This window comes from Microcystis wesenbergii FACHB-1317 (assembly GCF_014696875.1).
Classification (GTDB): Bacteria; Cyanobacteriota; Cyanobacteriia; order Cyanobacteriales; family Microcystaceae; genus Microcystis; species Microcystis wesenbergii_A.
Genome location: NZ_JACJQV010000177.1, coordinates 1 through 16,575, shown reverse-complemented (window position 1 = coordinate 16,575; position 16,575 = coordinate 1). Strand labels below are relative to the sequence as shown.

The 16,575-nt window shown below is 45.4% G+C and carries 11 protein-coding genes and 1 pseudogene; 9 read left to right on the top strand and 3 right to left on the bottom strand.

The window, feature by feature from the left end:
* Positions 1-56: 56 nt before the first annotated feature.
* The 3 genes from H6F92_RS16920 (at position 57) to H6F92_RS16910 (ending at position 3,871) form a co-directional block, all read left to right on the top strand.
* Positions 57-2,927, top strand: coding sequence for a tetratricopeptide repeat protein (locus tag H6F92_RS16920; protein ID WP_190358808.1), 2,871 nt, complete (start codon positions 57-59; stop codon positions 2,925-2,927).
* 187 nt (positions 2,928-3,114) lie between these two features.
* Complete coding sequence (locus H6F92_RS16915; protein ID WP_190358807.1) at positions 3,115-3,477, top strand: hypothetical protein; 363 nt, start codon at positions 3,115-3,117, stop codon at positions 3,475-3,477.
* Positions 3,478-3,574: 97 nt separating this feature from the next.
* Entirely contained in the window at positions 3,575-3,871 is a 297-nt protein-coding gene (locus H6F92_RS16910; RefSeq protein WP_190358806.1) for a type II toxin-antitoxin system HicB family antitoxin, read from the top strand.
* 171 nt (positions 3,872-4,042) lie between these two features.
* Here H6F92_RS16910 and H6F92_RS16905 read toward each other — a convergent pair whose 3' ends face one another.
* Positions 4,043-4,216: a hypothetical protein gene (locus H6F92_RS16905; protein ID WP_155120266.1), complete on the bottom strand. Its 174-nt coding sequence runs from the start codon at positions 4,214-4,216 to the stop codon at positions 4,043-4,045.
* Between the two features lie 20 nt (positions 4,217-4,236).
* Positions 4,237-4,794, bottom strand: a complete 558-nt coding sequence (locus tag H6F92_RS16900; RefSeq protein ID WP_002763043.1) for a Uma2 family endonuclease — start codon at positions 4,792-4,794, stop codon at positions 4,237-4,239.
* A 178-nt stretch (positions 4,795-4,972) separates the two neighbouring features.
* Here H6F92_RS16900 and H6F92_RS16895 point away from each other — a divergent pair, with 178 nt between their 5' ends.
* The 6 genes from H6F92_RS16895 (at position 4,973) to H6F92_RS16870 (ending at position 15,261) form a co-directional block, all read left to right on the top strand.
* Positions 4,973-5,467, top strand: coding sequence for a tetratricopeptide repeat protein (locus H6F92_RS16895; RefSeq protein WP_190358805.1), 495 nt, complete (start codon positions 4,973-4,975; stop codon positions 5,465-5,467).
* Between the two features lie 143 nt (positions 5,468-5,610).
* Entirely contained in the window at positions 5,611-6,711 is a 1,101-nt protein-coding gene (locus H6F92_RS16890) for a S1C family serine protease (protein WP_190358804.1), read from the top strand.
* A gap of 59 nt (positions 6,712-6,770) precedes the next feature.
* Positions 6,771-7,379 carry a COP23 domain-containing protein gene (locus H6F92_RS16885; protein WP_190358803.1) on the top strand — a complete coding sequence of 203 codons (609 nt, stop codon included), beginning with the start codon at positions 6,771-6,773 and terminating at the stop codon, positions 7,377-7,379.
* A gap of 39 nt (positions 7,380-7,418) precedes the next feature.
* Positions 7,419-10,568, top strand: a complete 3,150-nt coding sequence (locus tag H6F92_RS16880) for a tetratricopeptide repeat-containing S1 family peptidase (protein WP_190358802.1) — start codon at positions 7,419-7,421, stop codon at positions 10,566-10,568.
* A gap of 340 nt (positions 10,569-10,908) precedes the next feature.
* Positions 10,909-11,220 carry a transcriptional regulator gene (locus H6F92_RS16875; protein WP_190358801.1) on the top strand — a complete coding sequence of 104 codons (312 nt, stop codon included), beginning with the start codon at positions 10,909-10,911 and terminating at the stop codon, positions 11,218-11,220.
* Between the two features lie 168 nt (positions 11,221-11,388).
* Positions 11,389-15,261: a serine protease gene (locus H6F92_RS16870; protein WP_190358800.1), complete on the top strand. Its 3,873-nt coding sequence runs from the start codon at positions 11,389-11,391 to the stop codon at positions 15,259-15,261.
* 731 nt (positions 15,262-15,992) lie between these two features.
* Here H6F92_RS16870 and H6F92_RS16865 read toward each other — a convergent pair.
* Positions 15,993-16,575 (bottom strand): annotated as a pseudogene (locus H6F92_RS16865) (Rpn family recombination-promoting nuclease/putative transposase); the annotation flags it as partial.

Here is a 16,575-nt window from a genome sequence, read left to right as displayed (position 1 = left end):
AACGGGTTTCTCGGAGAAACCCGTTTTCTACTATTTAAAATAGCTAGGTAAAAGCCATGATCAAACCTTCGATCGCCCTCATCCTTCTTTTCTCCCTACTGCCTCAACCCGGGTTAACCCTTATCACCCCGGCTGCCGGAAATATTTCTAATCATCCCATTCTGACGGCACAGGGCGATCGGGAGCTTACCGAGGAGCAATTCCTACAACGAGTCACCGTTAAGATTACTAGCGAGACAAATCGGGGATCGGGGACGATTATCGCTAAAAAAGGCGATAATTACCTTATCCTAACCAACGCCCACGTTACCCGCAACACGAAAACCCTACAGGTACAAACTTACGACGGCCACAGCCGTGCGGCCCGCATTGTCCCCAATCCCCTATCGGAAAATCAAGATCTCGCTCTGCTGGAGTTTAGCGATACCAGGGACTATCCGATCGCCACCATCGCGGAGTTTACCCCCAATCAAGACAGGATCGGTTTAGAAGTGGTGGCCGCGGGATATGTTGCCGAAACGGGACAGTATCGGACGACAAAGGGAACCCTCGAACAGGTGAGCGATCGACCCCTCCGGGATGGCTACAGCGTCGGTTATAGTGGCGATATCGTGCAGGGAATGAGTGGCGGCGGCATTTTTGTTGATGGGGAGTTAATCGGCATTAACGGGCGATCGGCCCATCCGATTCTCTCTAACTACATCTACGAAGACGGTACAAAACCCACAGACGCAGAAGAAATCCAACAGATGAGAGCGGTTAACTGGGGCATTTCCCTTCATACCCTATTAACCTACATCCGTCCCGAAATCCTCAGCGCCTATAACCTACCCCTACCGCCGGTGAACCCCGATATAGAAACCACCGCCCCTACTGACTATATCGCCGAATTAGAAACAAAAGCCAAGGGTTTCACCGTCCGGATCGATAGTACGAGCGGTGGAAACGGTAGCGGTGTCATTATCGCTAAAGAAGGGAATATTTACACAGTTTTAACCGCAGACCATGTATTATGTGAGAAGAAGGAAGAAAGTCAAGATGCTGCAAGTGAACCTTGTCCCGATCACACCTACACCGTCGTCACCAAGGACGGTAAAACTCGAAACATCGAGAAAAGCACCATCATCCGGCAGGAAGGGGTAGATTTAGCAGTTTTTCAGTTTGAAAGCCGAGACAATTATCCCGTTGCGGAAATAGCGAATTATAACCCAAATACCGGTGATTTTGTTTTTGCCGCAGGCTTCCCCAAAATTGGCAAAAATCCCTCGAAATGGTTGTTTAGTGGCGGTGCAATTCACGATAAAGAACAGGGATTACTACAAACCCGCCAAAGTCCTTTAAGCAATGAACAAGGGGGAACATTACAAAGTGTTGCTTCTTTAACCGAAGGCTATGAATTAGTTTATACCAGCATCACATTTGGGGGCATGAGTGGCGGTGCAGTCTTAGACTCCCAGGGGAGAGTAATAGGGATTCATGGAAGTTCGGAAACAGCAGGGGTAACGGAAATTCAGTTAGGGTTTAGTTTAGGGATTCCCATTAGCACTTTTATCGGATTGCAAGAAAGATTCAAGGTAAAACCGCAATTATTAACCACTGCTCAACCCCAAGTTAGTCCGCAACAAAAACAAGAAATTATTCAAGCGATTACTGGTGTTATTGTCCCTAATACCAATGCGAAGGCGGATATTTGGATAGAAAGGGGAGGACAATTATGGCGGTTATTCAGGTTTGAGGAAGCAATTAAAGCCTTTGATGAAGCGATTAAGCAAAATGACCCCGAGAATGTCTATTTAGCGTGGTATGGGAAGGGATTAGCGTTATTTGAATTACGCGAACATCAACCAGCTATAGAAGCTTTGCAACAAGCGATTAATACCTTACCTAAACGGGAAGATTTAAAGAAGTTTCACAGTAGTATTTTACAACGGCAAAGTGTTGTTTATAGCTTTTTAGGTGACTTCTCAACAAGTGCTGGTAGAGAAAGAGAAGCCAGAGAAAATTATGAGCAAGCCTTAACGGTGATTAATCAGGCGATTTCTCTGGTTCCCAATAACCCCAATCACTATAACGAGAAATCCGCAGTATTAAGTCGATTAAAACGCTATGATGAGGGATTAGCGGCGATTACTCAGGCAATTGATCTCGCTCCCCGTGCTGTTTGGTATGGCAATCGGGGGAATCTTTACAGAGATCAACAAAAATACAAATTAGCATTAGATGACTACAACAAAGCTATTGAACTTAATCCTAATCATGCTGGTGCTTACTACAATCGGGCGCTTCTTTACTCTGACCAAAAAAAATACGATTTAGCCCTCTCTGACTACGACAAAGCTATTGAAATTAATCCTAATTATGCTGAGGCTTACGTCAATCGGGGGGTTCTTTACCGTCTCCAAGAAAAATACGAATTAGCTTTAGCTGACTACGACAAAGCTATTGAACTTAATCGTAATGATGCTGTGGCTTACTACAATCGAGGGAATCTTTACAAAAACTTGCAGAAATACGATTTAGCCCTCTCTGACTACAGCAAAGCTATTATAATTAATCCTAATTATGCTGAGGCGTACAACAATCGGGGGGTTCTTTACCGTCTCCAAGAAAAATACGAATTAGCTTTAGCTGACTACGACAAAGCTATTGACATTAATAATGATTTGGCTGAGGCTTACTTAGGTCGGGGGATTCTTTACTTTTACCAAGAAAAATACGAATTAGCTTTAGCTGACCTCACCAAAGTTATTGACATTAATCCTAATTTGGCTGAGGCTTACTTAGGTCGTGGTCTTTTATATGCCATATTACGACAAACCGAAAAAGCAAAAATTGATCTACAACAAGCAGCCATATTATTCCGCCAACAGAATAATATGGCTGCTTATGAAAAGGTGATGCAGATTTTACAACAATTAGGGGGATAAGTTTCGTAGGTTGGGTTGAGCGAATAAATATGTTAAAGAAAACCTCTCAATTCTCAGGGAAAAGCGAAACCCAACAGCCAACACCTAAATCTGTCTGAATCTTTTTGTTGGGTTTCCTTGGGTCAACCCAATCGACGATAATTGCTATGATTACTATAGGATTTAAAAAAGTAAGTTGAGGTAAACTATGAAAACTCTATCATTTAAAGACATCCAATTTATTATCGAAGCTCTCGAATCCCTTCTCAAAAATTATAGTGACCGTATTCAACAAATAGAAGCTCTCGAAAACTATGAAGATGAAATTTCGGACTTAAGTAATGATTCTTTATTTTTACAAGAATTAATTACTGACTTACAAAATCAACAAACACAAGAATTGGCTCGACTTGTGCCTGAATTTGATTTGCAAAAAATGTCTTTACAAACATTAATTAAACAAGGAAAAAACCTGTCAATTGAGGAAAAATTAATCTTATTGGAATCTCTAACTTCATCAATCCGCGAAGAATATAAGTACCTGAGCAAAATTAATTACACATTCCGATAAAGCTTTTGCCTCTTGCCTCTTGCCTCTTGCCTATCTTCACTAGGAAATTTATTTTGCATGACTACTTAATCTAATGCGAACCTGAAATGAGAAATTAATGATTACTTATTTAGCCACCGTTCATAAAGATAAACATAGTGATTATGGGGTACAATTTTATGACTTTCCGGGTTGTATTAGTGCAGGAGAAACCATCGAAGAAGCTAAAAAAATGGCAACTGAAGCCTTAAAAGGTCATATTTCCTTCATGTTGGCAGATGGGGACGAAATTCCCACCCCTAGCACCCTCGAAACCATTTTAACCGACCCGGATCATCAAGATGCGATCGCTTTTCTGCTCATTGAGGTATCAGAAGCTATTTTAAACCATCAGGAATTGTGTGTAAAAAACTAGGTGCAGTCCCTAGCTTGGTTTGAGCGAATAAATATGTTAAGGAAAACCTCTCAATTCTCAGGGAAAAGCGAAACCCAACACCCAAAACCTAAATCCGTCTGAATCTTTTTGTTGGGTTTCCTTGGGTCTATTGTTGGGTTTCCTTGGGTGTATTGTTGGGTTTCCTTGGGTTTATTGTTGGGTTTCCTTACGTCTATCGGCTAGACAAGGAAAAAGCGATCGAGGATTTCCGACAAGCCGCCGAACTGTTCCGCCAGCAAGGGAACGCGCCAGCACGCGAAAAAGCCCTGCAATTCCTACGGCAATTAGGCGCGGTCTAGATACTCGATCGATTTTGAATCTCACCCCGAAAAAAGCGATCGATCTTACAGCAAGATTTCTAGCGCTAGGGTGAACCCCGGAACCACATCTTCCCCGCTTAAAATCGCGTTCTCGGGATAACAGGTAATCGTCCCGTCCTGACGATAGACAAAAGCCTGTTTATTGTGGCGATCAATCAACCATCCTAACTTCACCCCGTTCTCCCGATACTCCTCCATTTTCCGCTTTAACTTGGATAAACTATCGGTTTTAGAACGGATCTCGATCACGAAATCCGGCGCGAGATCGAGAAATTCATCCTCCCTTTCCTGCCAACCGGACGGTAAACGTTCTCTCGCCACGAAAGCCACATCGGGAGAGCGTACCGCGCTATTGGCCAGTTTAAAACCGCCGCTAGAACTAAATACCTCTCCTAACCCGTTCTGTTCGACCCAGTAGAGCAGGCGAGCGCCGGCTTTCAGTTCTCGATTCGCTGAAATACTTCCGATCGGGGGCATAGTGACTAACGTTCCATCTGCATTGCGTTCAAAGCCTAATTCCGGGTTCTGACAACTGAGGCGAATTAATTCCGCATCAGTAATCGTCGGGGATTTGCTTACCATATTGCATCAAAAAAAACAAGTATTTTTCACTAAATGATAACAAAGCGATGCCGATTGCCGCGCTTTTTCCTTTTGTACCCGAAAGGAAAAAAAATTGATCGCCCTATCCTGCATATTCCCAAAAAAGCAACCGATGAATTAGGTAGAAGCTCAAATCACCCTCACCGAGGAACTACCCATGAAATCCTTCGCCCTTCTCACCACCGTCAGCCTAATCGGCCTCTCCACCCTCGCCACTGTTCGCCCCGTCATCGCCCTAGAAAGCCGACAACCAGCCGAAACCCTGATCGCTCAAACGAACTACAAAGAAGCGATCGCCCACTTTAACCGGGGAATTAACTACATCCAACAGGAAAAATATGATCTCGCCCTCGCTCAATTCACCAGAGCGATCGAACTCGATCCGGACTATGCCGAAGCTTACCTCGGTCGGGGCATGATTTACACGATTCGCGAACAATGGCGGCCGGCGTTTCAAGACCTGAACACCGCGATCCGACTAAACCCCCGCGCTGCCTACGCTTACCATTTCCGCGGATACGTCCATCTCGCATTTAACCAGAGACAAAATGCGATCGCCGATCTAACAACGGCCGCCGAATTATTTCGCCAGCAGGGAAACACAGAAATGTACAACAGCGCCATAGAAGCACTACGGCAGATAGGTGCGTAAGTTGCAAGGGAGAGCGATCGCTCTCCCCCTCTAAACTTTTGTAAAAAAAGCAATCTGAGGACTTAAAACTTGATCGCATAATTGGAAAAAAACCAACGATAACATACTTGCAAGTATCCCCCGACTAAAGAGGAGCCAACCCGATGAAACCAATTACTTTCACCCTATCGGTGCTACTGGCCACCACTGGCCTACTGGTTCAACCAGGAGGCTTCCTGATGGAAAACATTCCACCCATCCTCGCGCAGGATCAGACCGCTTCTAGAGTCTATCAGAAAGCCAGCCCCGCCGTCGTCACCGTCAAAAATGGCAGCGGCCACGGTAGCGGCTTTCTCGTCAGTCCCGACGGTATCATCATTACCAACGCCCACGTTGTTGCGGACGGACCCCGGGTGGTGACGGTGAAATTTTCCAACGGACAGCAGGCCTCGGCAGACGTGATCGGCTTCGCTAAAAATGGCGTGGATTTAGCCGTCCTGCGGATTTATAACCGCCAAAACCTGCCCTATCTTCCCCTCGCCCGTGCGAACTCCGCCAAAGTCGGCGAAAGCGTTTTCGCCATCGGCACACCCTTAAACGAGGACTATCAAAACACCCTCACCCAGGGCATTATCAGCCGTCTCGACCCCGAAAAAGGCATTGTGCAACACAACGCTAATATCAACAAAGGCAATTCCGGCGGGCCGCTTTTGAATTCACGGGGGGAAGTGGTGGGGGTTAACGTCGCAGGCGATATCGGGAGTTACGTTTACGACGGTGCGGGAAACCCGATCGGCCTTACCCAGAGCGGCATTAATTTCGCCGTTTCCCTCGATCGCCTGCAAGCTTTCCTCACCGCAGTTAAAACAGGCGATGTCTCCACCGTCTCAACATTAGGACAGCAAGAGCGGATACAGTTACTCGCCCTCCCTCTTAACGGTCAGACCATTCAAGGCAACTTGACCAAAGACCAAAACCAACAATATTACGGGTTCGAGGGTCGTGCCGGACAGAAAATCGTTCTGGATATGAACAGCAACGAGATCGCTCCCTATCTTGTCCTCTATCGCGTTCTCCAATCTTCCGAGGGGACAAAATACCCACAGGTCGCCCGTAGTGACCAGCGCGTCGATCGCGCTCCCGGGGATTTTAACGCTCGACTTGTAACCGAATTACCTGCCGATGGAGTTTATATCCTAGTGGCTACCTCTCGCGAAGGGGGTGAATCGGGTCGCTACACCCTCAACGCCGCCGCTAACCCTTAAATAATCCCATTTTGACCCTAATCACGATTCTAATCCCTATTTTCTGAGGAACTATCCCTATGAACTCTAGATATATTTCCCACCGTCTCGCTTGCGTCGGCCTCCTCGCCACTGTCCTCCTCGGTGGTATCGCCCCCGGTTTCAGCCAATCGACCACCCCGAATGGCGTCACCTTCTTCTGTAAAGAGGTGTTCGATCGCGCATCGGGAGGAAAAATCCCCGCCACCCTCGCTTGGATTCCCCAAAGGAGCGGCAATGTGCGGATTATCGGCTGGAAATCGGAATATTTCTCCAAACGTTCCCCGGTTCGTTGCGAGGAAGTCACGAAAAAATTCCAGGAAGCCTATAATCAAGGGCGTTTTAACTATCTCACCACCGGCCGGGCGAAGGGATACCCGATCATCTGCAGCGTTTCACGATCCGGCGATCCCTGCGATGGTAATAGCCAACTTTTTACCCTTAAACCCCACGACAATCCAGATTTAGTCTTGCAACAACTCATGGACATCCTAGAGGGGAAAAGCTCGGATATGCTCCTCCAGAGTTCTGGAGATAAAACCTATATCTCGATGACGGAGTTTTTCGCCAAAGCACCACTCGCCGATCGCGACGCACCCTGTGGTACGAGATCTGCTGGCCCGCAAAATAATTGCGTTCCCACCCGCTAGAATTTTCGCTGTTTTACCCCGAATTTCCCCATAATAACCATGTTGAAACCCTTTCCCCTACTCCTAAGCCTCCTACTTCTGCCCGTCGTACCAGTTAAAGCGCTATCCCCTTTCTCTGCTCCGGCGATCGTGGCGGAAGACAGCCCAGACGCGCAGATCGAGCGATCGATCCGTCAAGTCACTGTTAAGATTACTAGCGAGATAAATCGGGGATCGGGAATCATTATCGGGAAAAAAGGCAGTATATACCTCGTTTTGACCAACGCTCACGTTACCCGTGGCGCGACCACCCTACAGATCCAAACCCACGACGGCCAAACCCGCACAGCCTCGATCGCGCCGAATTCCCTTTTAAAAGATAAGGATCTGGCCCTCGTGGAGTTTAGCGATACCCGGGATTATCCGATCGCTAAAATTCGCGCCATTTCCCCGGATGCGGAACTAGATATCACTGTAACCGGTTATTCCGCAGAAACGGGGCAGTACACCACCGATAACGGGAAAATTGAACAAACAAGCGATCGACCCCTCCGGGAGGGCTACAGCGTCGGTTATAGTGGCGATATCGTGCAGGGAATGAGCGGCGGTGGTATCTTTTTCGAGGATGAGTTAATCGGCATTAACGGGCGATCGGCCCATCCGATTCTCTCTAACTACATCTACGAAGACGGTACAAAACCCACAGACGCAGAAGAAATCCAACAGATGAGAGCGGTTAACTGGGGCATTCCCCTTCATACCCTATTAACCTACATCCGTCCCGAAATCCTCAGCGCCTATAACCTACCCCTACCGCAGGTGAACCCCGATATAGAAACCACCGTCTATACTGACTATATCGCCGAATTAGAAGCGAAAGCGAAGGGTTTCACCGTCCGGATTGATAGTAGCAGTACAGCCAATGGAAGTGGCGTAATTATCGCTAAAAAAGGCAATATTTACACGGTTTTAACCGCAGACCATGTATTATGTGAGAAGAAGGAAGAAAGTCAAGATGCTGCAAGTAAACCTTGTCCCGATCACACCTACACCGTCGTCACCAGCGACGGCAAAACTCGAAACATCGAGAAAAGCACCATCATCCGTCAGGAAGGGGTAGATTTAGCAGTTTTTCAGTTTGAAAGCCTGGACAATTATCCCGTTGCGGAAATAGCGAATTATAACCCAAATACCGATGATTTTGTTTTTGCCGCAGGCTTCGCCAAAATTGGCGACAATCCCTCGAAATGGTTGTTTAGTGGCGGTACAATTGACGAGAAAGAACGGGGATTACTACAAACCCGCCAAAGTCCTTTAAGGAATAAACAAGGGGGAACATTACAAAGTGTTGCTTCTTTAACCGGAGGCTATGAATTAGTTTATACCAGCATCACATTTGGGGGCATGAGTGGCGGTGCAGTCTTAGACTCTCAGGGGAGAGTAATAGGGATTCATGGACGTTCAGAAGGAGCAGGGGTAACGGAAATTCAGTTAGGGTATAGTTTAGGGATTCCCATTAGCACTTTTATCGGATTGCAAGAAAGATTGAAGGTAAAACCGCAATTATTAACCACTGCTCAACCCCAAGTTAGTCCGCAACAACAACAAGAAATTATTCAAGCGATTACTGGTGTTATTGTCCCTAATACCAATGCGAAGGCGGATATTTGGATACAAAGGGGGGGACAATTATGGCGGTTAGCAAGGGATCAGGAAGCAATTAAAGCCTTTGATGAAGCGATTAAGCAAAATGACCCCGATAATGTCTATTTAGCCTGGTATGGTAAGGGATTAGCGTTATTTGAATTACGCGAACATCAACCAGCTATAGAAGCTTTGCAACAAGCGATTAATACCTTACCTAAACGGGAAAATTTAAAGAAGTTTCACAGTAGTATTTTACAACGGCAAAGTGTAGTTTATCGCTTTTTAGGTGACTTCTCAAAAATTGCAGGTACAGAAAGAGAAGCCAGAGAAAATTATGAGCAAGCATTAACGGTGATTAATCAGGCGATTTCTCTGGTTCCCAATAACCCCAATTACTATAATGAGAAATGGGCAGTATTAAGTGAATTAAAACGCTATGATGAGGGATTAGCGGCGATTACTCAGGCAATTGATCTCGCTCCCCGTGCTGCTTGGTATGTCAATCGAGGGATTCTTTACCGTCGCCAAAAAAAATACGAATTAGCTTTAGCTGACTACAACAAAGCTATTGAACTTAATCCTAATCATGCTAATGCTTATAACAATCGTGGGAATCTTTACCAAGACCTACAAAAATACGAATTAGCATTAGATGACTTCAACAAAGCCATTGAAATTAATCCTAATTTTGCTATACTTTACTACAATCGGGGGGGTCTTTACTATAACCAGCAGAAATACGAATTAGCCCTCTCTGACATCAACAAAGGCATTGAACTTAATCCTAATTATGCTGAGGCTTACTACAATCGGGGGAATCTTTACTATGACTTGCAGAAATACGAATTAGCCCTCTCTGACATCAACAAAGCCATTGAACTTAATCCTAATTATGCTGAGGCTTACAACAATCGGGGGCTTCTTTACAAAGACTTGCAGAAATACGATTTAGCCCTCTCTGACTACAGCAAAGCTATTGACATTAATCCTAATTTAGCTGAGGCTTACGTCAATCGGGGGGTTCTTTACCGTCTCCAAGAAAAATACGATTTAGCCCTCTCTGACTACAGCAAAGCTATTGACATTAATCCTAAGATTGCTGGGACTTACTACAATCGGGGGGTTCTTTACCGTCTCCAAGAAAAATACGATTTAGCTTTAGCTGACTGGAACAAAGCTATTGAAATTAATCCTAATTATGCTGAGGCTTACGTCAATCGGGGGGTTCTTTACCATCGCCAACAAAAATACGATTTAGCCCTCTCTGACTACAGCAAAGCTATTGACATTAATCCTAATGATGCTGAGGCTTACAACAATCGGGGGCTTCTTTACTTTGAGCAAAAAAAATACGAATTAGCCCTCTCTGACTACAACAAAGCTATTGAAATTAATCCTAATTTGGCTCAAGCTTACTTAGGTCGTGGTGGTTTATATGCCATATTAGGACAACCCGAAAAAGTAAAAATTGATCTACAACAAGCAGCTATATTATTCCTCCAACAGAATAATATGGCTGCTTATGAACAAGTGATGCAGATTTTACAACAATTAGGGGGGTGAGTTTCGTAGGTTGGGTTGAGCGAATAAATAGGTTAAAGAAAACCTCTCAATTCTCAGGAAAAGCGAAACCCAACACCCAAAACCTAAATCTGTCTGAATCTTTTTGTTGGGTTTCCTTGGGTCTCTTGTTGGGTTTCCTTGGGTGTATTGTTGGGTTTCGTGCCTCAACCCAACCTACTTTAGTTTCCTTGGGTGTATTGTTGGGTTTCGTGCCTCAACCCAATCGACTTTAGCTAGTAGGAGGAAATAAAACTGGCGATAAAAGATGGTATGAAAAAAACATTCCCATCGCCGAAAAAAGATTTGAAGCCCATTTAAAAATCTTAACGGAGGAAAATCTATGATTACCTTTGATGAAGAAATGGATAAACTGCCCTCTGAAAGAAGGGCAAAAATTGAAGCTAAAACCCAAGAGCTTTTACAAGAAATGCAAATCATTGATGAACTTCTTCAACGCCTAAGACTTTCTTCAGGAGAAATCACGGAAAGCGAAAGTGAACAGCCCTGTTTCTCAGCAAAATCGGATGATTTAAAACAACATCTTACCCTAGAAAATTTAACCAGTATGATGAGGGAATTAGGGGGAGAATGGGAACTTATCCTTAAATTTCCTGAGCAACAAGTGATTAAATTAAGTAGTGAGCGCCCGTAGTTTCGTAGGTTGGTTTGAGGGAATAAATATGTTAAAGAAAACCTCTCAATTCTCAGGGAAAGCGAAACCCAACACCCAACACCTAAATCCGTCTGAATCTTTTTGTTGGGTTTACTTGGTTCAACCCAACCGACGATAATTAATACTTGAAATAGCAAGGTAACAGCCATGATCAAACCTTCGATCGCCCTCATCCTTCTTTTCTCCCTACTGCCTCAACCCGGGTTAACCCTTGTCACCCCGGCTGCCGGAAATATTTCTAATCATCCCATTCTGACGGCACAGGGCGATCGGGAGCTTACCGAGGAGCAAATCCTACAACGAGTCACCGTTAAGATTACTAGCGAGACAAATCGGGGATCGGGGACGATTATCGCTAAAAAAGGCGATAATTACCTTATCCTAACCAACGCCCACGTTACCCGCAACACGAAAACCCTACAGGTACAAACTTACGACGGCCACAGCCGTGCGGCCCGCATTGTCCCCAATTCCCTATCGGAAAATCAAGATCTCGCTCTGCTGGAGTTTAGCGATACCAGGAATTATTCGATCGCCACCATCGCGCGGTTTACCCCCAATCAAGACGAGATCGGTTTAGAAGTGGTGGCTGCGGGATATGTTGCCGAAACGGGACAGTATCGGACGACGAAGGGAAAGATCGAACAGGTGAGCGATCGACCCCTCCAAGAGGGCTACAGCGTCGGTTATAGTGGCGATATCGTGCAGGGAATGAGTGGCGGCGGCATTTTTGTCGAGGGGGAGTTAATCGGCATTAACGGGCGATCGGCCCATCCGATTCTCTCTAACTACACCTACGAAGACGGCACAAAACCCACAGACACAGAAATCCAACAGATGAGAGCGGTTAATTGGGGCATTTCCATCAATACCCTATTAACCTCCATCCGGCCCGAAATCCTGACTGCGTACCAATTACCCTTACCGAAAAGCTCACCGGGCATTGAAAACCCCACCTATACTGGCTATATCGCCGAATTAGAAACAAAAGCGAAGGGTTTCACCGTCCGGATCGATAGTAGCAGTCAGGCCAACGGTAGCGGCGCAATTATCGCCCGCGAAGGAAAAACCTACACCGTATTAACCGCCGATCATGTCCTCTGTGAGAAAATCGCCGAGGAGAAAACCTGTGCCGATTACACCTACACCGTCGTCACCAGCGACGGCAAAACCCTTCCCCTCGACCGAAAAACCATTATTCGACAGGAAGGGGTCGATCTGGCCATTTTTACCTTCGAGAGTAACGAGAATTATCCGGTCGCAGAAATCGCCAACTATAGCCCCAATCGAGAGAGTCCCGTTTTTGTGGCGGGATTTCCCAAAATCGGCGATAAACGAGCGGGATGGCTCTTTAGCGGCGGTGCAGTGAAAAGTCAGGAGGAAGGACTTCTCGCCACGCGACAGAGTGATTTTACGATTACCCAAAGTGGAGCATCGATCAGGGTTAGTTCCCTGAGCGGCGGTTACGATATGGTCTATACCAGTATTACCTTCGGCGGTATGAGCGGCGGTCCAGTCTTAAACGCTGCAGGACAGGTGATCGGTATTCACGGACGCTCTGAGGGGGTTAAGGGTAAAATTCAGCTAGGTTTTAGCTTAGGGATTCCGATTAGTAGTTTTATCGGTTTACAGGAAAGATTTCGAGTTAAATTATCTTCTTTCGTTACCGCTCAACCCCAGTTAACAGCACAACAACAGCAGCAGATCGATCGCACTCTTGTCAGTGTAGAAGTACCGGAAACCAACGCCTCCGCAGACATCTGGATCGAGCGGGGAAATCAACTCTGGCGCTTGAAAAAAGACGATCGCTCCCTGCAAGCCTTCGATCGGGCGATACAATTAAACAATCCCGAATACACCTATTTAGCTTGGTACGGTAAAGCGTTAGTTTACAATCGTCAGTATCAATATCGGGACGCTCTTGAAGCGATCGAGAAAGCCCTCGCTACCCTACCCACTCGCGAGCAAGGTTCGGAATTTCACGCTGAAATTTTACACCAGAGGGGTTCACTGTATTGGGCGTTAAGTCTAGGTCAATACGAAAAAGCGATCGAGAGCTATGAACAAGCGATAAAAATCTTTCCCCGCAATCCGAATTACTACAATAGTTTATCGACGCTATTGGTTATACGACAATCCTTTATACGACAGGACGTAAGACAATACGATCGAGCCTTAGAAGCGATCAACCGCGCCATAGAAATCGCTCCCCGTTCCGGTTGGTACAGCAATCGCGGGATGTTATACGGTGCTTGGAAAAAATGGGATCTCGCGTTAGCCGATTATAATAAAGCACTGGCGTTAAATCCGAATAACGCTAGGGCGTATATAAACCGCGCCGATGTTTACAAAGAGCGCAAAGAATTTGATTTAGCTCTAGCCGATTATAACCGAGCGATCGAGATCGATGCTAATTTCGCAGGAGCTTATGCGAGTCGGGGGATATTTTACATGGCGCGTAAAAAATGGGATTTAGCTCTAGCGGATTATAATCGAGCGATTAGCATTGATCCCGATAATCCTATCCTTTCTTTTCCACGGGGGATTTTCTATCATTTTCAAGGAAGAAACGAGTTAGCGCTCGCCGATTTCACGAGAGTGATCGACAGTTATTCTTATCAAGCTGTCGCTTATATCATGCGCGGTTTGGCCTACGTTTCCCTCAAAAAATGGGACTTAGCTTTAGCCGATTTGAACCGGGCGATCGAACTCGATCCGAATTCCGCCTTCGGTTATGGTGGTCGCGGGGGATTATACGAGGGGCGGCGCGAATGGGACTTAGCCCTAGCGGATTATAATCGAGCGATCGAACTCGATCCGAATTCCGCCGCGAGTTACGAGGCGCGGGGAAATCTTTACAATAAACAACAAAAGTGGGATCTCGCTATCGCCGATTATAGCAGGGCGATCGAACTCGGTAATTTCGATGGTTATAGTCGTCGAGGAAGTGTATATTTCCAACAACAAAAGTGGGATCTGGCTCTCGCCGATTATAATAAGGCGATCGAAACCGCTCCAAATCCCGAACTCGCCTATTTCCAACGAGGGGCTTTATACGAGTTACAGAAAAAAGGAGATCTCGCACTCGCCGATTACAGCCAAGCGATTCGATTAAATCCTTATTTCGAGTTATTTTATCGATTTCGGGGATCTCTTTACTACCGTCAAAATCAACTCGATCTCGCCCTTGCCGATTATAATAAGGCGATCGAGCTTAATGGTAACGATGCGGTTCTGTATTACAACCGCGGGGAAATTTACCGACAACAGCAAAAATCGGATATCGCCTTAGCTGATTACAGTCGGGCGATCGAACTCGATCCGAAGTATGCGCTCGCTTACGCACAACGTTTTCGTATTTATTCTCAACAAAAGAAATGGGATTTAGCGATTGCGGATATAACAAAATTTATCGAGATCGCTGGAAAGTCAGAAGGCTATTTTCTACGCGGAATCGCTTACGCAGAATGGCAAAAATGGGATTTAGCTCTAGCGGATTTTAATCGGGCGATCGAGCTTAAGCCGGATGATGCTTCATTTTACTCTATGCGAGGAATCCTTTACTATCAAACTCAAAAATGGGATTTAGCTCTAGCGGATTTTAATCGGGCGATCGATCTCGATCCTAAGCTCAAGGAGTCTTATAATTTCCGGGGAGAAATTTACAAAAGACAAAAACGCTATAGCGAGGCATTACAAGACTATCAGAAACTTCTTGAACTGGACGAAAAAAATCTGATTGCGATTACCAATATTGGCTTAATTCATTACGAACAAGGCGATCTAAATTTGGCCAGTAGCCAATTTCAAAAAAGTCTGGAAATTAACCCCCAATCTGCCGAAAATCAACTGGCTCTCGCTGTTACCCTCTACCGTCAAGGCAATACGGAGAAAGCGATCAAACTTGCTAAAAGTGCGCTTAAAATCGACCCTGAATTTGCTCAGGTTGAAACCCTGCAAAAAAATCTCTGGGGTGATCAAATCATCGCCGATGCTCGAAAACTGTTCTCGCAACTGTAGTAGTTTCTTAGGTTGGGTTGAGCGAATAAATATGTTAAAGAAAACCTCTCAATTCTCAGGGAAAGCGAAACCCAACACCCAACACCTAAATCCGTCTGAATCTTTTTGTTGGGTTTACTTGGGTTTATTGTTGGGTTTCCTTACGTCAACCCAACCTACTTTAGTTTCCTTGGGTTTATGGTTGGGTTTCGTGCCTCAACCCAACCTACAGTTTTGTAGGTTGGGTTGAGCGAATAAATATGTTAAGGAAAACCTCTCAATTCTCAGGGAAAGCGAAACCCAACACCCAACACCTAAATCCGTCTGAATCTTTTTGTTGGGTTTCCTTGGGTGTATTGTTGGGTTTCGTGCCTCAACCCAACCTACGGTAGAAACCCAACACCCAACACCTAAATCCGTCTGAATCTTTTTGTTGGGTTTCTTTGGGTTTATTGTTGGGTTTCGTGCCTCAACCCAACCTACGAAACTGTAGGTTGGGTTGAGCGAATAAATATGTTAAAGAAAACCTCTCAATTCTCAGGAAAAGCGCAACCCAACAGCCAACACCTAAATCTGTCTGATACTAAATCTGGTTATTAAAGACTGATTATTTATTCCCCTTTTTGCATGAGTGCATGAGTAGAAAACGGGTTTCTCGGAGAAACCCGTTTTCTGTGCGTTACTCTATAGGAGTGAGGTGCGTGCAGCCAGGCTGTGCCGAAGGCATGGCCTGGTTATTTGGTTCTTTTGTACTAACTGGCTCGGCAATTTTCCAGCCATTGTTCTAAATCTTGTAGTGACTGAAAATCTAACAAAGCTTCTCCCAAGTTTTCTAACTGTTCTAGGTCAAGACTGCGGATATTGGGCAGTAATTCGGGAGAAATGTCCCCTACACGCCGATTTAATTGACGTAAAACTAGGTTAGCTTCTCCTTCTTGTCGTCCCTCTTGTCGTCCCTCTTGTCGTCCCTCTTGTAAACCTTCCGACCAGATTTCTTGATAGATAACTGATTCTTTCATGATGTCTTTCCTCAATAATCGTTGAATGATGTCTTTCTCTAATACTAACCCGGTAGAATTGCGGTAGATGCAGCCAGATTACTTTGTTCTCGACTATCGCTGATTTGCTCGATTTCTTGGGCAATTTGCCGCAGTAAGTTTTCTTGTTTCTCAGCTTGAGCGAGTATGGCAAAGGGAAACAGTCCGGGAGCCTTTAATAGGGGTTCCGAGGGTTGTTCCCAGAGTCTAATCACTTCAAATTGATGAGAGGTTTTCCCTTGTTTATAATCATTCTGTCGGACTTTGGGGGAGTCACTTTTCCTTAGATAAATAACCA